This is a genomic window from Nonomuraea sp. NPDC004702 (genome assembly GCF_053601695.1).
In genome coordinates, this window is record NZ_JBSGCE010000057.1 from 1 (window position 1) to 23,063 (window position 23,063).

Annotated in this window: 17 protein-coding genes; 12 read left to right on the forward strand and 5 right to left on the reverse strand. The window is 69.2% G+C overall.

The features are described from left to right. Both ACWEJ6_RS42135 and ACWEJ6_RS42140 read right to left on the reverse strand, forming a co-directional pair. Window positions 1-207, reverse strand: a 207-nt coding sequence (locus tag ACWEJ6_RS42135) for a cation transporter (RefSeq protein ID WP_452431174.1), incomplete at its 3' end; no start/stop codon positions are given. Then, a complete protein-coding gene (locus ACWEJ6_RS42140; protein ID WP_387681054.1) occupies window positions 207-590 on the reverse strand; it encodes an ArsR/SmtB family transcription factor in 384 nt (127 codons plus the stop codon). The genes ACWEJ6_RS42140 and ACWEJ6_RS42135, both read right to left, overlap by 1 nt. A gap of 447 nt (window positions 591-1,037) precedes the next feature. On the opposite strand from ACWEJ6_RS42140, the gene ACWEJ6_RS42145 reads away from it, so the two are divergent. Continuing rightward, entirely contained in the window at window positions 1,038-1,628 is a 591-nt protein-coding gene (locus ACWEJ6_RS42145; RefSeq protein ID WP_452431175.1) for a hypothetical protein, read from the forward strand. Between the two features lie 43 nt (window positions 1,629-1,671). Here the strand turns inward: ACWEJ6_RS42145 and ACWEJ6_RS42150 are convergent, their stop codons facing one another. Next, entirely contained in the window at window positions 1,672-2,814 is a 1,143-nt protein-coding gene (locus ACWEJ6_RS42150) for a hypothetical protein (RefSeq protein ID WP_452431176.1), read from the reverse strand. A gap of 275 nt (window positions 2,815-3,089) precedes the next feature. Here ACWEJ6_RS42150 and ACWEJ6_RS42155 point away from each other — a divergent pair, with 275 nt between their 5' ends. Next, window positions 3,090-3,497, forward strand: coding sequence for a DUF4279 domain-containing protein (locus ACWEJ6_RS42155; protein WP_452431177.1), 408 nt, complete (start codon window positions 3,090-3,092; stop codon window positions 3,495-3,497). 226 nt (window positions 3,498-3,723) lie between these two features. On the opposite strand, the gene ACWEJ6_RS42160 is transcribed toward ACWEJ6_RS42155, so the two are convergent. Together ACWEJ6_RS42160 and ACWEJ6_RS42165 are read right to left on the reverse strand one after the other, a co-directional pair. Continuing rightward, a complete protein-coding gene (locus ACWEJ6_RS42160) occupies window positions 3,724-4,635 on the reverse strand; it encodes a hypothetical protein (protein ID WP_452431178.1) in 912 nt (303 codons plus the stop codon). Window positions 4,636-4,698: 63 nt separating this feature from the next. Further along, window positions 4,699-10,881, reverse strand: a complete 6,183-nt coding sequence (locus ACWEJ6_RS42165; RefSeq protein WP_452431179.1) for an RHS repeat-associated core domain-containing protein — start codon at window positions 10,879-10,881, stop codon at window positions 4,699-4,701. A 936-nt stretch (window positions 10,882-11,817) separates the two neighbouring features. On the opposite strand from ACWEJ6_RS42165, the gene ACWEJ6_RS42170 reads away from it, so the two are divergent. The 10 genes from ACWEJ6_RS42170 (at window position 11,818) to ACWEJ6_RS42215 (ending at window position 23,058) form a co-directional block, all read left to right on the forward strand. Further along, a complete protein-coding gene (locus tag ACWEJ6_RS42170) occupies window positions 11,818-12,576 on the forward strand; it encodes an urease subunit gamma (RefSeq protein ID WP_387681037.1) in 759 nt (252 codons plus the stop codon). Continuing rightward, window positions 12,576-14,351 carry an urease subunit alpha gene (locus tag ACWEJ6_RS42175; RefSeq protein WP_452431180.1) on the forward strand — a complete coding sequence of 592 codons (1,776 nt, stop codon included), beginning with the start codon at window positions 12,576-12,578 and terminating at the stop codon, window positions 14,349-14,351. Before ACWEJ6_RS42170 ends, ACWEJ6_RS42175 begins: the two co-directional genes overlap by 1 nt. A gap of 35 nt (window positions 14,352-14,386) precedes the next feature. Then, window positions 14,387-15,061, forward strand: a complete 675-nt coding sequence (locus ACWEJ6_RS42180) for an urease accessory protein UreF (protein ID WP_452431181.1) — start codon at window positions 14,387-14,389, stop codon at window positions 15,059-15,061. 41 nt (window positions 15,062-15,102) lie between these two features. Then, window positions 15,103-15,780, forward strand: coding sequence for an urease accessory protein UreG (gene ureG / locus ACWEJ6_RS42185; protein WP_452431182.1), 678 nt, complete (start codon window positions 15,103-15,105; stop codon window positions 15,778-15,780). 53 nt (window positions 15,781-15,833) lie between these two features. After that, on the forward strand, window positions 15,834-16,682 hold the full coding sequence (locus tag ACWEJ6_RS42190) for an urease accessory protein UreD (protein WP_452431183.1): 849 nt from the start codon (window positions 15,834-15,836) through the stop codon (window positions 16,680-16,682). Window positions 16,683-17,214: 532 nt separating this feature from the next. Then, window positions 17,215-18,111 (forward strand): phytanoyl-CoA dioxygenase family protein, encoded by an 897-nt coding sequence (locus tag ACWEJ6_RS42195; protein ID WP_452431184.1) that lies wholly within the window; start codon window positions 17,215-17,217, stop codon window positions 18,109-18,111. A gap of 93 nt (window positions 18,112-18,204) precedes the next feature. Next, window positions 18,205-19,677, forward strand: coding sequence for an FAD/NAD(P)-binding protein (locus ACWEJ6_RS42200; protein ID WP_452431185.1), 1,473 nt, complete (start codon window positions 18,205-18,207; stop codon window positions 19,675-19,677). A 43-nt stretch (window positions 19,678-19,720) separates the two neighbouring features. Then, window positions 19,721-21,076, forward strand: a complete 1,356-nt coding sequence (locus ACWEJ6_RS42205) for a DUF6002 family protein (RefSeq protein WP_452431186.1) — start codon at window positions 19,721-19,723, stop codon at window positions 21,074-21,076. Between the two features lie 31 nt (window positions 21,077-21,107). After that, on the forward strand, window positions 21,108-21,773 hold the full coding sequence (locus tag ACWEJ6_RS42210) for a pyridoxamine 5'-phosphate oxidase family protein (protein WP_452431187.1): 666 nt from the start codon (window positions 21,108-21,110) through the stop codon (window positions 21,771-21,773). Window positions 21,774-21,831: 58 nt separating this feature from the next. Beyond that, window positions 21,832-23,058 carry an MFS transporter gene (locus ACWEJ6_RS42215; RefSeq protein ID WP_452431188.1) on the forward strand — a complete coding sequence of 409 codons (1,227 nt, stop codon included), beginning with the start codon at window positions 21,832-21,834 and terminating at the stop codon, window positions 23,056-23,058. The last annotated feature ends 5 nt before the right edge of the window (window positions 23,059-23,063 follow it).

Here is a 23,063-nt window from a genome sequence, read left to right on the forward strand (position 1 = left end):
AGCGGCGATCCTGGTGGCGACCAGCGCCGCGCCGAGCGTGACGACGTCGGCGGCCATGTGCCCGGCGTCCGACATCAGGGCCAGCGACCCGGAGATCAGCCCGTAGACCAGCTCGACCAGGAAGAATGCACCGATCAGGACGAACGAGACCGCCAGCCGCCAGCGGTGCCGGGCCCCGGCGTGCCCGTGCCCGTGACCCACGCCCATCAGCCCTCGCCCTCCCGCTCCGGGTGGATGGCCTCGGTGTGCTCGGTGTGGGCCAGCGCCAGGTCCAGCAGCATCCGGACGTGCGGATCCTCCAGCCGGTAGTACGCCATCCGGCCCGAGCGACGGGCGGCCACGATGCGGTGGGCGCGCAGCAGGCGCAGCGCGTGGGAGACCGCCGACTCGCTCTGCCCGGTCACCGCCGCCAGGTCGCACACGCACAGCTCGCCGTCCAGCAGGGCGACCAGCAGCTTCAGCCGGTTGGGGTCGGACAGCAGGCCGAAGATGTCCGCCGTGTCGGTGAGGTCCTCGGCAGCGGGCATGCGCTCGCACACCGCGGACACCCGGTCGGCATCCACCACCTTGACGGCACAACCGTCCACCATCAACACATTCTCAGCTGAAGAACTGTTCATATGTGTATTCTGTCGCCTATGCGGCGAATGTCAACAACGCGCGAGCGAGACAACAGCCGTATCCAGGGGAGCCCGTCGTTCAGTGCGCGCAGGCCGGCTGGGCAGCAATTCGCCGAGCAGCTTCACCACTCACAATCGCCGGCCCGCTCGACGTCCCCAGCCTGGCCTGGACGAAGTCGGACAGGACCACATCGACGGTTGGGTCAGCGGGAGTGGTGTACGAGCCGGCCCCTGTTGACGGCATCACGCCCGGTCGGCTGAGCCCGGCCCTCCAACAGGGAAGGAGGGGCGGTCAGTGGCCGTCCGGTCGGGATGGTCCGCGGCCAGAGTGCAACCGGTGGCGGTGCTGTCTGCAGATCAAGAACATCTGTGGGAGTCGTCCTGGACCGAGTGCGGCGGCTCGGCCACCATCAGAACATGACCGGAAGCGGATCAGCGGGGGCGGGCGGCGGGGGAGCAGGCTCGCGCCTGAACTGGACGGCAGTGAGCGCTCTGGCGGGTTCCATCGCAGCCGTGGTCGCGCTCTTCGCCTACCTGATGCCGCTCAAGACCTCGCCCGGCACAGTGGGTTCCACTCCGTCCCCGGCTCCATCCCCAACGGGTCAGGTCGTCACCCCGCACTCACCATCGCCGGTGGACTCATCGCCTGAGTCCAGCACGTCCCAACCAGCGAGTCACACGCAAGCCGTCCAGGAATCCCCTCCACCGCCGCTGAAGGTCCGGACCGTCGGCTGCGACGAGACGGCGGCGGCCCTGACCGCCTACCGCAGGGATGCCGGAACCAGCCCAAGCGGTCAGGCGGCCGCGGCTCAGCAAACGTACAGCGACTTGATGGGCGTAGCCCTCAACGCGCAAGGCGCGGTGGGGGCGAAGATCAGGCGGCTGGCCGCGGAGTTCCAGGAACTGAGCTTCCGCCTGACGGGCATGACCGGCGGCGACCCCAACCAGGTGATCGCGGATATCAATACGGACGTCGCGGAGTTCAACAGGTTGTGCGCCTCCGGTTGATCGCATGACAGGGCCCGCTCTACCGCAATGGCGGGAAGAGTGGTCAGTGAATGGCAGTGAGGTCGACGACCAGGAACTTGTCGCCGCGGCTGAAGAGGGCGATGTTGCTGCCGGCCGGGGCGCGGTAGCGGGTCCGGGTGTCGATGCCGCGGATCTCGGCGGACACGCCTGACCGCACGTCGTGGACGATCGCACGATCGGGCAGCTGGGCGGACAGGAACCGGTCCTGCTGGAGAGGCTGTGGCGCGACTCCCGTCACGTCCATCTCGTGCCGTGCTCGCCCGTCCCGGTCCTGGACCTGCGCCGCCGCGGATCGGCCGGGGTGTGTGACGCAGAGGGTGATGCCGCAGGCCACCGGGCTGCCTGGCGGCAAGGCGGTCCGGGCGCGCTTCTCGCCGGTCTCGATGTTCATGACGGACTGGAAGGGGGCTTCGTTGACGCGGAACGTCCCGGGTGATCCGACCCAGGGCCAGCTCAGGATGTGCTGTCCCTGCGTGCCGTCTACGCGCTGCGGTTGCCCGCCGTTGACGTCGACGGTGAAGACGCCTTCGTTCCCGGCTGACCAGGCCAGGCGGTCAGGGGTGATGGCGATCCCGGTGACGAAGCCGGCCGATGAGGCGGGCGGCAGGGGAGCGGAGGTGACGAGCTGCGGCTTGCCGCCGGTCGTCGGGACGATCCAGATGTCGGCGGTTCGCTTGTCGGCGGCGCCGTGTGCGGTCCACCAGGCGACCCGGCCTTGGCCTGCGGTGAAGCCGTCGGGGAAGAGGGTGGTGCCGGCGGGGAGGGTGATGTCGGCGAGTTCGGCCACCTCGCCGCTGTGCACGTCGTAGGTGTAGAGGCCGTTCGCCTTCTCGAAGCCGGCTTCGGCGGTCAGGAGAATCTTGGTGGTGTCCATCATCAGTCGCGGCCGGACTTTTCTGCCGTCGGGTAATTTGGCCGGCACTTCGTGCACTGCGGCGGGCCACAGTTTCTCGATGGGTTCAGGCGCCGAGGCTCGTGCTGAGCTGACGGAGGCGGTTCCGCTGCCGGTTGAGGAGGTTTCCGGCTTGGACAGAACATGGGTTGTGACGGTGACGACTGCCGCGACGGCTACACCGCTCGCGACCGCTGCGGTAAGCGCGGTGCGGCGGGAACGCTTGGAACGACGGCTGGGTTGAACCTGCGCGTAGTTCGATGTATCGGCCATTTGGCGTCCTTGATGAGCGGTTCGATGCCGGATATTCCTGGCCGGCAAGACTCTTGATGGAAGCGCAGACGCTGAACAAGGGCCGGTTCGATGACTGAAAGTACGCCGTCGCATGCATGACGGCCCGCGCTGGGGGACGCTACCAGCGCTACCTACATTTCCGCTAATGAACAGAATGGCGTGGTGCGCTCACTCAGTTGCCGGAGTCCACCCGAGCAGGAGTTGCGAGAGCGGTACGATCGCGATTCAAGTCGACGTGCACGTGGAAGTAGCGCATGTTCACCGTGTACCTGCGCCTTGTCGCCGATGACGGCGACCCCGAGTCGGTGACCCGGGCGCTCGGCATCGCACCCGACGAGTCCACCCGGCACGGCCGCCCGTCCCCGAGAACGGGCACGCCGTACGGGTTCAGTTCATGGACCCTCGCACTCGGCCGGCAGGTGGGGGCGGACCGGTTGCCCGAGGTGTTCGGCAGGCTGGCGGCGTGGGGCGACCGGGGCGCGCACACGTTGCGCGATCTTGCCCGCGGCCAGGGCTGGGAGACGACGTTGATCGTGGTGCAGGAGTTCCGCGACGCTGAGGAGCCCCGGGAGAAGGGCATCTCGATGGACGCGGACCTCATCCGCTGGCTGGCGGCGGCGCGGGCCGGCGTTGAAGTCGATCAATACCTCATGCTTCCGTAAGGAGCGAGCTTGATCGGCACGCGGATGTCACTGTCGAGTGGCGGACGTGGTGAAGCCCTGAGCCAAGGCAACGGAACGCGTAACCTCCACCACCCGGCGACATCGGCGCCCGGCCCGCTGGTCGCCCGGGTTCGGGATGGTGCGGCGGGTCCTGCGGCGGCGCAGGTAGAAGCGGTGGGCGTCGGAGGGATATGTCTTGTCCGCTCGGCTTGTGCTCCTGACGACCTCACTCCTGGCCGGTGGGAAAGTGCAGCCTGAGATGGTCCATCCCGAACACGCGCCGTACCTTCCCCTTGATGAGGACGGGCCGGAGCACGTGGAACACCCGCTCGATCGCAGCCTCGTCATAGTCGTCCAGGGTCGGGGTGGCCCGCAGGAACAGTGCGCCGCCGGGCAACTCGTCGACCTCGTCGAAGGCGCCCGTCGCTGCCAGAGCCGTCGGTCCGCCCAGCAGCGCTGCCGGCGCGCCCGCGCACACCGTGACCCAGGAATAGCCGCGCAGTTCGAGTTCGCAGCGAGGGACGGTGACGGCGTCCAGGGCGCCGAGCGCGGTCTCCAAGGGCGTCTCGTCGGTGAGGCAGTCGTCAGTGACATGGCCATAGCAGGCCCCGGTGACGGCGGCCCGCCGCTTCAGCGCCTCCGCCCAGCGCTGCTGGACGTCAGGCGGATGCCGGTCACCGGAACGCGGCACCTGCTCCACCCTGAGTTTGAGCCACGGCTCGGCCTCCCCGGCAGGAGCGGACACGTTGATCCAAACAGTGCCGTTGCCGGGGAACCCTCGCTCGTCGAGTGGGGTGACGATGTACTCGACCATGTGGGGGCGTCGTTGGAGCGCACGGGCGACCGCGCGCAGGCTCTGCTCGGAGTACGGCATGGTCTTGGAGAACGGGCGTGAGAGCGCGGGTTTGACGCGGAACTGCGCCCACAACCCGCCCGGCTCTCCGGAGGGCGTGCGGCCCGTCTCGTCGTCGAGGGCGGCGGGGTTCATCCGGGGGCTGCGGGCCAGCAGCGACGCCAGGTCCGGGGCGAAATCCGCCAGCGCGCCCGACAGCCAGTCCGATGTCAGGCCCGCACGGTGGTCGTCCGACTTCGCACGGACGACGAGTTCAGCCGACAACCTGTTGGAACCGAGCGACACTGTCCCTCCTTCGGAGCCATTCAGCCTAGCGGCCCGCCGGAGGTTCCGGCGGGCCGCGTCATCTCAGTAGGCCAGTCCCGGCGGCTGGTAGAGGCCGAAGCTCAGGATGGACAGGGCGATGCCTCCGAGGATGGCTGCCCCCGTGAGCGTGCCCTGCAACTGCGGCGGCAGAGCGGGCAAGCCCTTGGGCCTGTTCTCCGCGTTACGACGCAGGTCCTCGAGCGTGTAGCCCGGATCGCCCACGTGCGGCATCAAGTGCGGCGTCGGGAACGGCACGGGCTGTGGCTGGGTCTTGGGAGACACCACGGGCACCTGCTGGGGTCCGCGGCTCTTGGTCACCCAGTATTCGATCACTCCCGAGTTCTTGCCCCACTTCGCGGCGTTGGAGTAGGCGATGACGATCTCGTTGGTCTCCTTGACGTAATTGGGCACGGGAAGCAGGAGGTCGAAGCCGGGCAGGACATTGCGTCCGCCGGTCTGGTTCGGCAGCGCCTTGAGCGCCTTGATGTAGATCGCGAGTTCGTTCTGCCCCTGGGCGGCGACCGTGTTGCGCTTCACCTCCCACAGGTAGATCGCGTCCTCCGTGATCAGGGCGATGTCGGCCTTGCCGTCGGTGCCGAGCTTCTTGGCGCCGGGAATGTGGTACTCCAGCACGATCTTCCCGGACGGGTAGCCGAGCAGCGCCATCCACTTGATCAGCAGCGCCGCCACGTCGACCGCGCGGTTGTGCCTGGAGGCGTTGTACTTCCATGGCTTGTCGCCGTCCGCCGTCTTCGCGGCGCGCCGCGGCTTGAGTCCGTCGGGGTCGGACAGCGTGATGGGGTTGTTGGCGGCATAGCTGTAGGGGTTCGCCCAGTCCGGCGCTTGCAGGCTCAGCACCGGGTCGGTGCTGATGAACTTGGCGATTCCGGGGTCGTAGTAGCGGGCCGACAGGTAGACCAGCCCGCTGGCGTCCTCGGTCTTGCCGAGGAAGCCGCGGTCGGTGAAGGGCAGGGCGTCACCACCGCGCCTACCGCCGAACGGCAGGTAGCGCTGGCGTGCGACCGCGCCGTCGGCGTCGCCGACGGCAAGCTGCTGACTGTTGTTCAGCCCGGCCATCAGCCAGGTGACCGTGCCGCCCGTCCGCAGTGCGACCGTCGTGCCGTCGGCGGTGGCGTAGTACCGCGTGCCGGTCACCTGCCCGCCCGACAGCTTGAGCTCCATGACGCCGAGGTAGAGCGTCGCGGCGCCGCCTGGATCGCGCCGGATCAGCCGCTCACCGTCGGCGTCGTAGACCATCGAGGTCTGCTGGCCGTCGATGGTCACCTTGGACAGGTGGCCGAGCTCGTCCCAGTCGAACGTGCCCTGCTTGCCGCCCACCGTTCTGGAGGACAGCCGGCCGGCGGCGTCGTAGGTGTAGGTGTCCGTGCCGCCTGGGCGGCTGATGGAGGTGACCGCGTTCGGCCGCGTCGCACCGGCGCCCGCGGCCGGGTAGGTGTAGGTGGCCGCCTGCCCGTTGCTGGTCAGCGTGGCGAGGTTGCCGGCGGCGTCGTAGGTGTAGCTCTGGTCGTACGGATCAGGCCCCAGGCCGTCGCCCCCGCCGCCGCAGTCGGCCGCGGTCGTGGTGAAGGCCGCCGACAGACGGAGCAACTCATCGTAGGTGAAGCACTCCGACTGGCCCTGCCGGGCATCCTGGATGCGGTTGAGCTGGCCGGCGACGTTGTAGCCGAACCTGTCGTCCTGAACGGTCTCGGGCGTTGCCGTGTCCGCCTTGGCTGTGGTGGTCACCCGGCTGAGCCACCCGGTTGTGGCGTCGTGTTCGAGCGTGCGCCTGATCTTGCCGGTCGTGCCGAACTGACGCTCGGCGAGCTTCCCGGTTGCCGAGTAGAGGGTGTCCTTGACGTAGGTGAACCCGCCGAGGTCGGAGCTGAGGCCCTTGGCCAGGCCGTAGTCGGTGTACGTGTAGGTGAGGGTCTCCGCCGGCAGTCCGCCTGCGGCCGGCATGCCCTGCTGGCGCAGGTTGCCCGCGGCGTCGTAGACCGAGGTGAACGCGTAGTCTCCGGCCAGCGTGCCCTCGACGGCGGGGATACTGATCTTGTTGCCGGTGGGGCGGTAGTTGTCGTCGTAGGCGGTGACGCTCTGGGTGTAGGGCTGGCCGCCGACGTAGCGGGTGGAGGAGGCGGGCTGTCCCTTGGCGACGGAGTCGTAACTCCACTCGGCGAGCTTGGCGCCCGTGCCCGCCTCGCCGCTCCATTGGGTGGTGACCCGGCCCAGGTCGTCGTAGCCGATGGAGATCTTCTGACCCGTCGCGTCGGTCTTCCACGCGACTCTGCCTGCCAGGTCGTATCCGGTGGTCGTGCGCCCCGCGTCCGGGTCCGCGGCGACGGTCTGCCGCTTGAGCCAGTCGTAGGTGAACGTGCGGACGCTCCCCTTGGCGTCCGTCATCGTCAGCAGGTTGTCGTTGACGTCGTAGGTGTAGACGGTGTCCTGGTGGGAGGAGCCGTCCTTCCACTCCTCGATCTTCGTGGTCCGGTCGAAGACATCGGTGACGGTAACGGTCTTGCCGCCGACCGGAGGAACGGTCTCGGTCCTGTCCGCACCGGGATAGGCGGTGGTGGTACGGCGTAACTCCTGGGCGAGGTGGTACGAGATGATCGCGACCGGGCGCTCAAGCCCGTCGTAGAGGGTCTTGGTCCACTGGGCCGCGTTCGTCAGGGTGGGGTTGAGCAGGCCGGAGCCGGGCGCAGCGGTGTTGTGCACCGGCTCGGTCTTGGCCAGTGGCAGGCCCCTGGCGTCGTAGGTGGTGACGACCACGGCCCGGCCGCCGGAGGGGGAGGTGGCCTGCGCCTCCCGGGTGCGCCCGAGTCCGTCCTCATAGCTGTAGGTGGTCACCGTCTTCGCGGCCGAACCCGTCCCCGTGAGCAGCCGCTTGAGCGTGGTCCTGATCGGTGCGGTCGGCTGGCTCAGTCCGCCGCTGGAGGGGATGTCGTAGGCCGCGGTCGCCGTCGGAGTCCCTCCCGAGCGCGGCTGGCCAGGGGCCCACATCGCGACAGCGCGGCCGAGGGCGTCGTAGTCGAGCTCGGACTTCTTGCCGTTGGCGTCGACGATCGACACGATTTCGCCGTGCAGACGTGAGGTCGTGGCCTGGACCTGATGGTTGAGCGGGTTCGTGGTGACGACGCCGTTCGAGGGCCAGCCCGTCGTGGGGTTGTAGGTGGTGGTGGTGCGCTTGCCCAGCGGGTCCACCACCTCGGTCTGCCTGCCGTACTCGTCGAAGTAAGCCTTGCCTGCCGAGAACGTGCTCGTGTCGGCGTAGGCGCGGGTCTCGGTGGCGTTGCCGTCGCTGGGCTTGTTCGTCGCCGGGTCGGTGCCGTTGTCGTACAGGGTGACGGTCTTCCCGACGAGGGTGCCCGCGGCGCAGTCGTCTCCCGCGCGCTTCTCGACGACCGAGACGAACCCGATCAACCACTGGCCGCCGTCGGTGTTGCGCGCATACGAGATGGACGTGCATGAGTTGTCGGTCGACACGCCGTCCTGCCCGTAAGAGTTGATCTTGATGGGCAGACCGTCGGCGTTGTGCAGAGTCTTGGTGTCGCTGTAGCGCCAGCTTCCGCCGGCCGCCTTCTCCCTGGTGCGCTCGCGCACCCGCAGGACGAAGTACGGGTCCAGCGCGCCTGGGACGTCACCGTTGGCCTTGAGCTGGTACTCCCAGCGTGTCGACTCGACCTCGGCGTAGGCCCGCGGGCTGGTCGCGGTCATCTTCCAGGTCTGCCGCTGGAGCGTCTGCCCCATCAGCGGCCAGGCGTCCAGGATGGTCCCGCCGTCGAAGTCGGGGACGAGCGTGCCCATCCCTCGCAGGAACGTCTCGGACGTGACCGTGTAGCCGTCGGGGTCGGAGCCCGATCCGGTGATCGTGCGCACCTGGCCGTATCCGCGCCAGTCGGAGGAGGCTGGTTTGAGCCCCGGCTCCGCGTACTCGGTGGGGCCCACCCAGCCCGGGCCGCCCAGGTATTCGTAGGAGTGGGTGATGTCGGGTGAGCCGCCGACCAGGTCGCGCTCGACGACCTTGGTCGCCAGGTGCTTGTAGAAGCGGGCCCAGCTCTCGTTGCCCTCGATGCTGTAGTCGACCTGGAAGCAGTCACCCGTTTTGTCGGCGAAGTAGTCGGTGCCGTCCCGGCCCTTCCCGCCGGAGCAGGGGTCGGCCTGGCCGTACGTGACCTCGGTGCGGCCGCCCATGCCGTTGGCGAAACCGCTCATGTGGGGGACCATCCGCCACGACAGCAGGTCCGTCCAGTCCGACATGTCGTCGTAATCCATGCGGCCGGCCAGCATGGCGGCGTCGAAGTCCAAGGGCGGCAGCGTGATCGCGGGGCTCGCGGCCAGCCCGGTCTGCTGCGCGGTGTCCAGCCACATGACGGGATCGCGTGGCGGACCGAAGTCCGTCCTCGTGTACATCCAGGTCTGGCGCAGGTCCAGCCGTTCGACCGGATCCCATCCGCCGGTCGCGGGGTTGGCCGACTCGGCCGTCACGGAGGTGAGCTTGCGGGTGGAGAAGAAGGCGATCGCGCCGTTGTTGCAGGACGTGGGGGCGGCGCACTGCAGGTCGGTCGGCACGTCGCCGCCGTCTCTCGCCGCCGTGGTGAAGACCGTCCGGGAGGTCGGCGTCGTACCGGCCAGCTGGGAGTTGTGGCCCCATTCGACCTTGGCCAGCACGCCGCCGCTGTCGTACGGCAGCACCCGGTAGGCCTCGTGAGCGCAGGAGGGCAGACAGAAGTAGTTGGTCTCACGGGTGTAGGAGTAGTCGACCACGTTCTCGTTGCGGTCGGTCTCCCTGTCGAGATTCCAGCGCCACACCCCGGTGCAGGTCGGTGGGATGGCGTCGTTGTAGTAGCGGTCGTAGCAGGGCTCGCCGACGTCGTTGCCCACGTACGGGAGCTGCCATTGGGCGTCCTTGCGGTAGCCGAATCTGGAGACTGTGCCGTCCTGACTCGTCACCTGCCAATAGGGCTGGCTGTCCGCGCCACCCGTCAGCTGCTCGATCTTGAACCCCAGCTCGGGAACGGTCTTCCAGCCGCCCGAGGTGTCCTTGACGATGGCGGCGGACCGCCCGCCGACGTTGATGACCAGCTCGGATCCGCTCATGTCGGTCGTCGTGGGGTCATTGTCGTTGGCGTCGGGCGATTCCCAGCACACCGCCCTGCCGCCCACGCCCATCTCGTCGGCGGTCCAGATCAGCTCGGACGTTTCCGGATGGTAGAAGTTGTCGACGTAGCAGCGACGGTACTTGCGCTCGATGAATCCGGCGTTCAGGTCCCAGCCCACGCCGACCGTGCCTGACTGGTTGTTGGTCCAGCGGCCCTGCCCGTCCACGGAGGAGGAGTCGTAGCGGAGGGACAGCTCAGGGCCGTTGCCCGCGGGGGAGGGGGCTTCGGGCAACGGCAGGCTGTAGTCGAAGCCGCCGCCAGAGGTGCCGGCCTGCCAACTGCCCGACGGCTTGAGGTCGGTTGCGCCGAAGTTGCCGTCCGCGCCCGCGACTCCAGCGGCGAGCACGTACACCGAGCCCGTCCGGAACGCTTTCCCGGCCAGTTCGGCTGCCTTGGGACGGCTGCTCGGCGCCACCGCGACGGGCAGGCTCTCCCCGGTGGCCGGGTCGGGCTGGACATCGGCGATCAGCTTGCCGGCGGCCAGGTCGTTGTGCGCCGTCACCGGCTGCGGGCGCACGACGCAGTCGCGGGGACGCGGGACGGTCACCGCGCACGCCGGCAGCCTGAGCAGGCCGAGCCTGGTGTCGAAGTTGCCGCCGAAGGCGTCGCGGAAGCTCGCGTAGGAGAATTCCGCCCGTACGGCCCCTGCTCCCTCGACGCGGGTCACCCTGGCAGCTATGCCGACGCCGCCGAGTCGGTTGACGGCGTCGGCGGGCAGCGTCTCGACGCGCACCTTGCCCGAGGTCGTCTTCTTCGTCGCAGCCACGGCGACCGGCAGGTCTCCGACCTGGACCGCCTTGCCGGTGAGCGCTGCCTCGCCGTGGCCGGGGCGTGGCCAGACGGGATCGGATCGTTTGACTCTCGGCTGATCCTCCTCCGCGCCTTCTGCCACCTTCGGGACGGGCACCGGGTGACCCTTGACCGACGGTTCGGATTCGGGGCCCGAGACGGCCGCCGATGCCTCCTGGCTCAATACGAGCGGCACCCTGACATCGAAGGCCACCATGGTCAGGGCGACCAGTAATGCGACGATCGCCCGCTTCCAAGAACGCCAACCCTGCATCCTGACACCTTTCAGGCACGCTGACGCGGGCCCGTTCCGATGGGCGGGCCGTCACGTCATAAGGCGGATATAAGGTTCACGGATGATGTTGAAGAGATCTACAGAAAGGGTCAACCCGTAAAGCTGATGTCATTTTCGAACCGAGAGTGACGGGGACGGGAGAAGAGCCGGCATTTGAGCTGATCAACATGCTTGGCCTGTCCCTCGGCAGGGCGCCCTGTCGGCCCATGTGATCTATGTCATATTGACGTCATGAGGCCGTTGCGCTCGGTTGTGACGGTGGAACGCTCCTCAGTGAGATTCCTCCACGTCATTGGCCAGGAGAATGGCTTCGGGGAATCAGTGGAATGGATGTGTCGGGTTCTTGCTGGACGGCGGCACGGGTCAGTACGCGTCTCTCTTCTGAAATAGAAATCGACATCGCTGATATTTCGGGCCCGCGCATGGGCGGGCTGTTCCGCGCGAACTGACCGGCAGCCGGTGGCATTCTCGGTCCCGCCGGGCCCGATGCGACGGCATCGCTTTCCTTTCGCCGTCCGCGCCGGCCTCGTCGATCACTGCGTCGGCTCCACCGTGACGGTGGCGCTCGCTCGGGCGGGCTCGTGGTCGGTCGCGGTGCGAACGCGGTGTGGTGGCCGGGACGGAGCTGGTCATGTCGGTCAGCAGGGCGAGGTGTCGGTGTGGCTTCGGCGCGAGGCAGCCTTCCCCTTCAGGCCATATCGCGCAGAGTGTCGAATTGGTTACGCTCGGCACGCAACCGGGCGGTGACCACAGAACCCCTTCACGGCGCGTGTTTCGGGCGCATCCGCGAAGGGGGCAACCTCTCGGCGCAAGAGCGGACAGCGATATGGGCCCAGCATCGGCCATACCGGTCGATCCGCACCGTCGGCCCCGAAGGCAAGGGCCTGGGGGCAGAAGTGGAACCGAGGTGAGAGGGTGCACCTGACCCTGCATGAACAAGAACGGCTGATGATCCACGTGGCCGCGGACGTGGCCCACAAGCGCAGAGGGCGAGTGAAGCTCAACTACCCGGAGGCGGTTGCCATCCTGACCTCCTGGGTCCTCGAAGAGGCGCGCGCCGGCAGAACCGTCGCGGACCTCATGGCGAAGCAGCAGCCGCCGGTGCTCATGCCGCACGAAGTCATGCCAGGCGTCGCCGAGATGATCGCCGACCTTCAGATCGAGGCCACCTTCCCCGACGGCACCAAAATGGTCACCCTCCGCGAGCCGATCCCGTTGGCGACCACCCTGCCGTGCCCATCCGACCCGGCCCCGTCGCCGTGCGGGGCTCTGCCGCAGCCGTGCCCACCCGACCCCGAGCCCCCGCCGTGCCCGCCCGACCCCGGGCCGTCGGCCTGCGTGGCCGGGCCAGGGAGGCAGGGCCCTCCCGGCGCGATCGACTTCTCCTCCCAGGGGTGTGTGAGCTTCAACGACGGCCGCCCGATCACGACCGTACGGGTCACCAACACCGACGACCGTCACATCCAGGTCGGCTCCCACTACCACTTCTACGAGGTCAACTCCCGCCTCGACATCCACCCCGACCGTGACGCCGCCTACGGCAAGCGGCTGAACATCCCCGCCGGCGGCTCGGTGCGCTTCGCCCCCAACATGCCCCAGGACGTGGAGCTGGTGCCCATCGAGGGCCGGCGCCACGTCGCGGGCCTGAACGGCAAGGTCGGAGGCAACCTCTGATGTCCGAGCCCCTCACGCGCGAACAGTACGCCGACCGGTTCGGCCCGACGACGGGGGATTGTGTCCGCCTGGCCGACACCGATCTGTGGATCGAGATCACCGAGGACTGGGCCGGCGGTCCTGGCCGCAGCGGCAACGAGATCCTCTTCGGCGGTGGCAAGGTGGTCCGGGAGTCGATGGGGCAGTCACTCGCGCCACGCGACAGCGCGACCCCCGGTGCCCCGAAACCGCCCGACACCGTCATCACCGGTGCTCTCATCCTGGACCACTGGGGCGTGGTCAAGGCCGATGTCGCCATTCGCGACGGCCGCATCGCCGCGCTGGGCAAGGCCTACAACGACGAGACCATGGACCGGCTGCACGACGGGCATCCCGTCGCGACCGACTTCCTGATCGGCCCCGAGACCGAGGTCATCTCGGGCAACGGCAAGATCCTCACGGCGGGCGGCGTCGACACCCACGTGCACTTCATCTGCCCCGAGCAGATCCAGGAGGCGCTCGCCTCCGGCGTCACCACGCTGATCGGCGGCGGGACCGGCCCCGCCGACGGCACGACCGCCACCACCGTCACGCCCGGCGCCTGGCACCTCGACCGGCTGTTCAAGGCGCTGGACGCCTTCCCGGTCAACATCGGGCTGCTCGGCAAGGGCAGCACGATGTCCACCGAATCCCTTCACAACCAGGTCAAGGCCGGCATCCTCGGCTTCAAGATCCACGAAGACTGGGGTGCCACCCCGGCGGTCCTGCGCCGCTGTCTGGAGGTGTGCCGGGCGACCGGCGTACAGCTGGCCCTGCACGCCGACACCCTGAACGAGGCCGGCACCGTCGAGGACACCATCGCGGCCATCGGCGATCAACCCCTCCACGTCTTCCACATCGAGGGCGCCGGCGGCGGCCACGCCCCCGACATGATCAGAATGGCGGGACTGCCCAACGTGCTGCCCGCCTCCACGAACCCCACCCGCCCCTACACGCACAACACGGTCCCGGAGCACCTGGACATGGTGCTGATCGCCCACCACCTCAACCCGCAGGTGCCCGAGGACCGGGCCTTCGCCGAGTCGCGCATCCGGCCCGCCACGATGGCCGCCGAAGACCTCCTGCACGACCTGGGCGCCATTTCGATCATGTCGTCCGACGCCCAGGCGATGGGACGCATCGGCGAGATGATCACGAGAACCTGGCAGACCGCGCACGTGATGAAGCAGCGGCGCGGACCGCTGGACGGCGACCGGGGCGGCGCCGACGAGACCGACAACCACCGCGCCCGCCGCTACGTCGCCAAATACACCATCAACCCGGCCGTCGCGCACGGAATCGACCACGAGATCGGCTCGGTCGAGGTGGGCAAGCTGGCCGACCTGGTGCTGTGGGAGCCGAAGTTCTTCGGCGTCAAGCCGCACCGGGTGATCAAGGGCGGCCAGATCGCGTACGCACAGGTCGGCGACGCCAACGGCGCCATCACCACCCCACAGCCGATCCTGCCCCGCCCGATGTGGGGCGCGACGGGCCGAGCCCCCGGCGCCAACTCCGTCAACTTCGTCAGCGAACAGGCGATCGCGGCCGGCCTGCCCGGCCGGGTCGAGGTGGACAAGTCGTTCACACCCATCCGCAACACCCGCAGGGTGTTCAAATATGACATGCGCCGAAACGACGCCACTCCCGTCATCGACGTCGACCCCAACGGCTACGAGGTGCGGATCGACGGCCGGCGCATCGATTACCACGAGCCCCCCACCGAACTGCCGATGGCGCAGCTCTACTTCCTGTTCTGACCCGTCATCTCACTCAAGGAAGGTGAGTCACGCCGATGAGCCGTGCCACGCTGCTCGTCCTGGCCGACGGCCGGTTCCCGGCCGGCGGGCACGCTCATTCCGGCGGCGCCGAGGCGGCCGTCGCCGCCGGACGCGTGCGTGACGCGGCCGGTCTGGAGGCGTTCTGCCGAGGCAGGCTGCACACCAGCGGGCTGACCGCGGCCGGGCTCGCGGCCGCGGCCGCCGCCGGGTCGGACCCGCTGCTGCTGGAGGAGGCTGCCGACGCCCGCACGCCCTCTCCGGCCCTGCGGCGGGTGGCGCGCACGCTCGGACGGCAACTGCTGCGCGCCGCCCGAGCCGTCTGGCCCTGCGCCGAACTCGACGCCCTGGCCGCTGCCCGTCCGCGCGGCGTCCATCAGCCCGTGGTGCTCGGAGTGGCCGCCCGCGCCGCAGGGCTGAGCCCGTACGACGCCGCCTGCGCGGCGGCCTACGAGAGCGTCAGCGGCCCGGCCGCCGCGACCGTCCGCCTGCTGAGCCTGGACCCCTTCGACGCCACGGCGGTCCTGGCCCGTCTCGCCGCCGACCTCGACCACGTCGCGCGGCAGGCCGCTGAGGCGGCGGGCCGCGTCCACGCCGACGGTCTCGCGGCGCTGCCGGCCGCCTCGGCGCCGCTGCTCGACATCACCGCCGAACAGCACGTGACCCGCTCGGCCCGCCTGTTCGCCTCCTGACCCACCTGTACGAACGCCTGTCGTCCGACCACGGGAGCGCCATGCACCTCCACCATGACCACGACGTCTCCGCAGGCCGGGGCCATGCCCCCGGCGGCCGCCGCGGCGCGCTGCGCATCGGCCTGGGCGGACCGGTGGGCTCCGGCAAGACCGCCACCGTCGCCGCCCTGTGCCGCGCACTGCGCCAGGAACTGTCCATCGCGGTGGTCACCAACGACATCTACACCCGCGAGGACGCCGAGTTCCTGCTGCGTGAGGCCGTACTGCCCGCCGAGCGCATCAAGGCGGTGCAGACCGGCGCCTGCCCGCACACCGCCATCCGTGACGACATCTCCGCCAACCTCCAAGCCGTCGAGGACCTGGAAGAACAGCTCGGCCCGCTCGACCTGATCCTCATCGAGTCGGGCGGCGACAACCTCACCGCGACCTTCTCCAAGGGCCTGGTCGACGCGCAGATCTTCGTCATCGACGTCGCCGGCGGCGACGACATCCCCCGCAAGGGCGGGCCCGGCCTGACCACCTCCGACCTGCTCGTCATCAACAAGACCGACCTCGCGCCGTACGTTGGCGCCGACCTGGAAGCCATGGCCCGCGACGCCAGGACGCAGCGCGGCGAGCTGCCCGTCGCCTTCACCGCCCTGAAGACCGAAGACGGCGTCCGGCCCGTGGTGGACTGGGTCCTGTACCGCCTGGCGGCCCGCGCCCCGGGCCCCGCATGACCCTCGCGTCCCACGCCGTACCGGGCGCGCCGGGCGTGCGAGGTGTGGCGGCCGTGCCGGCTGTGCCGGGCGTGCGCGCCACCGCCCGCGTCACGGCGACCCGCGCCGGGGAGCGCACCGTACTGTCCGCCCTGGCCGGCGACGGCCCGTTCCACCTGCGCCGCATTCACTCGCACGGCGACCAGGCACGGGTGTGCGTGCTCGGCGCCATGAACGCCCCTCTCGGCGGCGACCGGCTGCGCGTCGAGGCCACCGCCGAACCCGGCGCCCACCTTCACGTCACCACCGCCTCAGCCGCGATCGCCCTGCGCGGCCCCACCCCCGAGCCCGCCACCTACGACGTGCACCTGACCGTGGCCGACGGAGCCAGCCTGCACTGGCTGCCCCAGCCGCTGATCTCCGCCGCCGGCAGCAACCTGCGCCAGACCTGCACCATCGACCTGGCCGCCACCGCGCGCCTCGTCCTGCGCGAGGAACAGGTTCTCGGACGCTTCGGCGAGCCTCCGGGCCGGCTGGCCATCCGCCTCATCGTCCACCGCAATGGACACCTCCTGCTGGACCAGCAGACCGCCTACGGCCCGGACGCCCCCGGCTGGGACGGTCCGGCGATCCTGGCCAGTCACCGCGCCGCCGGCCAGATCCTCATCGTGGACCCCGACCTGGAACGCCAACCGCCCCAGGTCCGGCTGTTCGGCGACGACCCCGCAGCGGGTCAAGCCGTACTGACCCCGCTGGCCGGCCCCGCCAGCCTGATCACCGCCCTGGCCCCGGACAGCCTGCACCTGCGCCGCCTCCTGGACGCGGCCCACCCCACCGAGTCACCACCCCACGACCTCGCCGCCACCCTCCGGAGCGACCGCTCGCGCCATGCGAACCCCGGGCCCACTCCCGCCCGGCGGTGACGTCTTGCACCCATTCGTGGAATCGATGGAAAACCGCGGCGCAGCGGGCGATTACACGCCGAACGCGACAAACGATCCGCCGGCATGGCCCATGTACGGGCAGCCGACACCGCCTACCGATGCGTGCAGATCTGATGCGGCCTGAAGCCGTCGATGCGCGTGGATGGCTTCCGGCGGCGAGCGCTGGTGCAAGACGCCGTCCTGGATGTGCTGGTGCATCAACCCGGCCGGGGTGGTCGGCTCATGGCCGGGGGCGGGACGGCTCGTGCGGTGGCGCCGAGGCTGCTGTGCCGGCGACGACGGGTTGGGGCCCGGCCGCGGTGTTGAAGGGGGACGACGGCGGCGGCGGCGTAAACCTGGCCGCTCTGGCGTCGATGGGGAGGATCCCCTGCTCGCGCACGCATGGGTCACCGTGCAAATCGATCAAAACAGCACTGGACAAAGCCGAATGCGGACAATACGTTGTCCTTATGTAAGGACATACCGATGTATTTAGGTCCTGAGTTCGTAGCTCTGATCGAGGAGAACAGACGTGCTGGTCGACGAGGTCCGCCGCATCACGCCCAAGATCCTGACGAACGAGCAGCGGGAGTTCTACTTCAGCAACGGCTATCTGCTTCTGGAAGAGGTGATCTCCACCGAATGGCTCACCCGGCTCCGAACGGCGACCGAGGAAATGATCGAGCGCAGCCGGACGATCGACCGCTCCGACGCGGTATTCGACATCGAACCGGGGCACTCCGCCCAAACCCCTCGGCTACGGCGCGTGACCAGCCCGGTAGACCAGCACCCGGAGTACTGGCGCTTCGCGCGGGACTCGGTGCTCGCCGACATCGCGGCCGACCTGGTGGGCCCGGACGTGAAGTTCCATCATTCCAAGTTGAACTTCAAGTGGCCTCGCGGCGGCGCCGAGGTCAAGTGGCATCAGGACGTGCAGTTCTGGCCGCACACCAACTACAGTTCGCTGACCTTCGGCACCTATTTGTACGACTGTTCCGCGGATCAGGCGCCGCTCGGAGTGATTCCGGGCAGTCATGAAGGCGAGCTCTACGACCTTTACGGCGCCGACGGCGTCTGGACAGGGGCGCTGAGCGACTTCGACGCCGCCGCGCTGCCTGCCGACCGAGCGGTCCATCTCCCCGGGCCGGCCGGGTCGGTGACCATTCACAACTGCCGCACCCTGCACTGCTCGGCCAAGAACGAGTCGGACCTCGGCCGGCCGCTCCTGCTCAACGTCTACAGCGCGGCCAACTCCATGCCTTACACCGCGAACCCGCTGCCCAGCAGCCATGCCGGCGAGATCGTACGCGGGGAGCCGGCGCGGTGGGCGGTGCACGACCCTCGCCCGTGCCTGCTTCCACCGGACTGGTCCGGCGGTGATTACACCAGTCTGTTCGTCACCCAGCAGCGGAACGTCACACGGCGCTAAGGACACGGCTCGACTCCAGGGAACGGGGGCGCGCTGACGCTCAGTGCTGCCCGGAGTTCCGTCGGCCGTACCTCCGCGCATGAAGAGGACGACATGAAGCTGGGAATCATCGGGGGCGGTGGCGCGGCCGTCGCGTTGCTGGCCGCGCTCACCCGCGACCGCCTGCCGGACCTCGACGTCACGGTGTTCGAGCCGGCGAAGAACGTCGGGCCAGGCCGGGCTTATCTCCCCGACTCCGACGTCGCGCTGCTGAACGTCTCGGCCGAGCGCATGTCCGTACTGCCGGATACACCAGGACACTTCCTGCGATGGGTGCAGGAACGGGGTGGCCTGCAAGGACGTGCGGTACCCCCGACGGCGTTCCTGCCCCGCCGGCTGTTCGGCGAGTATCTCGCCGAGGTGGCGACTGGCATCACCGATCAGCTGGCCGGACGCGGGAGGAGCGTGCGCACGGTGGGCTCGTCGGTGACGCGGCTGCGTGAGGGGCCGGCCGGCTTCCACGCGTTCACCGAGGACGGGCGGCGCTTCGGCGACCTGGATCGCGTCGTGCTGTGCGTGGGCACCGGGGGGCCGGTCGATGTGTACCGGCTGGCGCGGTCGCCGGGCTATGTCAACGACCCCTACCCGCTGAACGCCCGATTGGCCGCCGTGCCGCCCAAGGCCCATGTCCTGGTGCTGGGGACGGGCCTGACCGCCGTCGACACCGTGCTGTTCCTGCTGGAGAACGGCCATCGAGGCCGCGTCACCATGGCGTCGAGGAACGGGCTGCTGCCGACCGTGCGCACCGTCGCCACCGCGCCTGAACTGCGGTACCTCTCCCGCACCGCCGTTCACGTCGCACTGACGGCCGACCCGGTCATGACAGGAGAGCGGCTGCTGGCGCTGCTCGACCGCGAATTGCAGGAGGCCGGGACGAGCCTGGACCGCGCCTGCGCCGAGGTCACCCCGGGCGAGTCGGCCGCCCGCCGGCTGCGCCGCCAGCTCGGGCAGGCTCGCGACGGCGGCGCACTCTGGCAGCCGGTCATCATCCAGGCGATGCACGAGTCGGTGGAGCTCATCTGGCACGCCATGCCCGACGCGGAACGGCGCCGCTTCCTCACCCGCTGGCACCGGAAGTTCATCACCCTGTTGAGTCCGATGCCTCAGGAGTCGGCCATCCGGCTGCAGGCGGCCGCCGAGGCGGGACAACTGCAGGTTGTACGCGGTGTCCGCGGGATCAGGTCCGGTGTCCTGCCGCGTCCCGCCTTTCTCGCCCCGACCGCTGTGGGCGAGATCGAGGCCGACATCGTGGTCAACACGACACGCCCGGCCGCCGCGGCCATCCCTGACACGGCGACTTCGCTGATCGAGGACCTGGTTGAAGCCGGCGTGGCGCGGCGGCACGCCCTGGGAGGCCTGGACGTGGCCCGGTACACCAACAGAGTCCTCGCAGCGGACGGGAGCGAGAACCGGAACCTGTTCGCCTTGGGCCAGCTGACGGCGGGCACCCATTACTACACCAGTTCCATGCTCATCATCGGCCGGCAAGCCCGCATCGTCGCCGATCAACTCCTGCGCCATTGCTAGCTCCTCCTGCACGCCTTCCCTTCTGAGTGAAAGGTGCGACTTCATGGACCAGGGCGCGCGCAGTTTCGCGGCCAAAATCAAGACCACCGACTCCGAGAGCGTCATCACCCGCTATTACAACGGCGTGCGGGAGGCCTCCCGGCGCTGCACGCCGACCCGATCCGCCGGCTTTGCCCCGGACTTCTCCTATCCGGTGCTCACCGACGCGTGGGAGGAGTATTTCGCGGTCGCCGGAGCCTCGCTGGCTCCGCTGGGCAGTTACGCCGGCCGGAGTCTGATCCTGCTGGATCTGATGAAGAATCCGGGAACCCGTACGACCAAGACCACGGCGTCGCTGTTGATGGTGGCCCGGGCGGTGCAACACATCGATCGGACCGGCGAATCAGTCCTCCTGTTCACCCCGTCGTCGGGGAACAAGGCCATCGCCCTGCGGGACGCCGTGGCCCGGGCCTTGGAGCTGAAGCTGGCCAGCCCCGACAAACTACGCATCGTCACGCTGACGCCGGCGGCCACGTTGTACAAGTTCCGGCGCAACGTCCTCACCGAGTCCGATGAACTGCGGGCCCGCAACCCGATTCTCGTCTACGACGGGCCCGAGGCCGGCGACGTCAAGAACCTCGGTCGGTCGTTCGCCGAAGCCGCGGCCGGCAGCGCCGGGGAGAGGGTCTGGTACTCCCTCGACATCGCGAACTACAAGGTGGCCGACGCCTGCCGCGCCTTCTACGAGTACGAATTCGGTGACGCCCGGCCCGACCGGCGGCTCCTGCACGCGCATGCCGTCTCCAGCGCGTACGGCCTGCTCGGCTACCAGCACGGCATCGACACCATGGCCGCGTTGGGCATCACGCACCCGCAGCCGGGATTCCTCCTGGTCCAGCATCTGGCGACGAGCGACATGGTCCGCCACTATCTGACCGAGACCCAGGGCCACGATCCGCAGCCGGACTGGAAGCGCCGCGCCGATGACGAGGTGTACGAGCAGCGGGACTTCCCGCATTTCCCCCAGGTGACCTGGAATCCGCAGGAGAATCTGGAACCCACCTTCTACACCCGCAATCCGCCCACCGCGCCGGAGATGACCGCTTTGATCGCCGAGCACGGAGGCTCGGCCGTCGTGGTGTCGCTGCTGGAATGCGTCCAGCGCTATGGCGCCGTACGACACCACTTCCAAGCCAGTGACCGGCCCTTGCCCGCCGATCCCCGCCACCTGGCCGAGTGGTCACTGGTCATGGGACTCACCGGCGTGCTCAACAGCCTGGACAGGGGCCTGGTCAGCGGCTTCGACGGCGTGGTGCTGCACGGCTCTGGCATGTACCTCGCCAAACCGGGCCTGATGCCGGAACGGTCCCAGGTCATGGAGGTCCGCTCGGCGCAGGACATCGTCGAGGCCGTGTTGTGAGCGCCTCCGGCGGAACAGGAGAAAGGCTGACATGACGAGTACCGGGCATGGCCCGCTGTCACCGACGGAACGCAGCACCGTACGCCGCTACAGCGAGCGGGCCGCGGCCGACCGTCAGGTTCTGTACGACGTGCTGGACGCCGGGCTCGTCTGCCACCTGGGGTTCGTCGCCGACGGGGGACCGGTCGTGCTGCCCAGCGTGTACGGCCGCGAGAGCGACACGCTGTATCTGCACGCATCGGCCGGCGCCCGCAGCGCCCGCGTCCTCGCCGCCGGAGCACCGGTCTGCGTGACCGTGACCCATCTCGATGCCATCGTCTACGCGCGTTCGGTCTACCACAACTCGGTGAACTACCGCTCGGCCGTCGTTCACGGAACCGGACGGCTCCTGCGCGAGGAGGAGGAGAAGCGGCACGGCATGCGTGTCGTGGCCGAGCATCTCGCACCGGGTGCCTGGGACTACGGGCACGAACCGGACCGCAAGGTGCTGGCCCGGGTCGCCGTCATGACGCTGGACCTGGCCGAGGCGTCCGTCAAGATCCGCGACGCGCCGCCCAATGATCACGGCGACGACGTCGACCTGGACAAGTGGGCCGGCCTGTTGCCGATACGCACGTCCTTCGGCGTCCCGCGTCCTGAAGCGCGGGTGCCCGACGGGCTGCCGGTGCCGGAGCACATCCGCCTACGCCGGATGTGAGCAGCGTGCCCGCCCTCCGCCATCTCAGCAGGGTTCCAGAAAGCGCAGGTGAGTGACCATGTCGATGCCCGAAACGCCACCGGCCGCGGTCGGGGCAGGACGTCCGCTCGTGCCCGCTCCCGCCGCGGGCATTCGCGACTCGCGCCGCGCGTGGCTGGCGGCGGCGGGAGCGACGCTCGCGGCGTCCGTGGTCTACGGGCTGGCGTACAGCTACGGGCAGTTCTTCGGGCCGATGGCTCATGCCTTCCACGCCGGTGACGGCGCGGCGTCCGTGGTCTTCTCGATCACGACCTTGCTGGGTTTCGGCCTGAGCGCCGTCACCGGCCCCGTCGCGGACCGGACGGGGCCGCGCGTGATGCTGCTCATCGGCGCGTCCTGCCTGGGGCTCGGCCTCTACCTCACCGCGATCTCGGACGCTCTCTGGCAGGCGTACCTGGCCTACGGGCTCGGTATCGGGCTGGGGGTCGGGTGCGTGTACGTTCCGGTGGTCACCGCCACCGGCCGCTGGTTCGACCGCTACCGAGGGGTTGCCACCGGCAGCGTGGTCACGGGCGTGGGGATCGGCACGGTCGTCAGCTCGCCGCTGTCGGCCTGGATGGTGAGCCACTTCGGCTGGCGGCACGCCTACGAGTACTACGCCGTCGGCGGGGCGGCTCTGCTGCTGCTGGCCGCCATCCTCGTCGGCCGGCCACCACAGGCGCCGGACTCCCCGGTAGCCGCGCAACGGCCGCCCACCCGTGGATTCCGTACCCTCTACATGGCGTCGCTGCTCGTCTGCATGGCCAACTACGTCCCGTTCGCCCACCTTGCTCCTTCCGCGCAGCGCCTGGGCATCAGCGCTCTGGCCGCCGCGGCCCTGGTCTCGGCCATCGGCATCAGCAGCATTGCGGGCCGTCTGATGATCACCGCCCTCACCGACCGGTTGGGATCGCTCACCCTCTTCAAGATCTGTCACGTGGGCATCGGCTTGGGCCTGCTGGTGTGGACGACCGCGCGGGGCTACGGCGGATTGCTGGCGTTCGCCATCATCCACGGCGCCATGTACGGCGGCTACAGCGCTCTCCTGCCCATCGTGCTCGCCGACCAGTTCGGCCTGGCACGCCTTGGCAGGTTGCTCGGCCTCCTGTTCACCGCGCTCGGCGCGGGCTCCGCCCTCGGCCCCGCGCTGACCGGCTACCTCGTGCAGAGCACCGGCGGGTACGGGACCGCCCTGACGGTTCTGAGCGTGCTCGGGCTCGTCGGCGCCGGCATCGTCATGAGCTATCGGGAGCGGAGAACCTCGTGATCTCT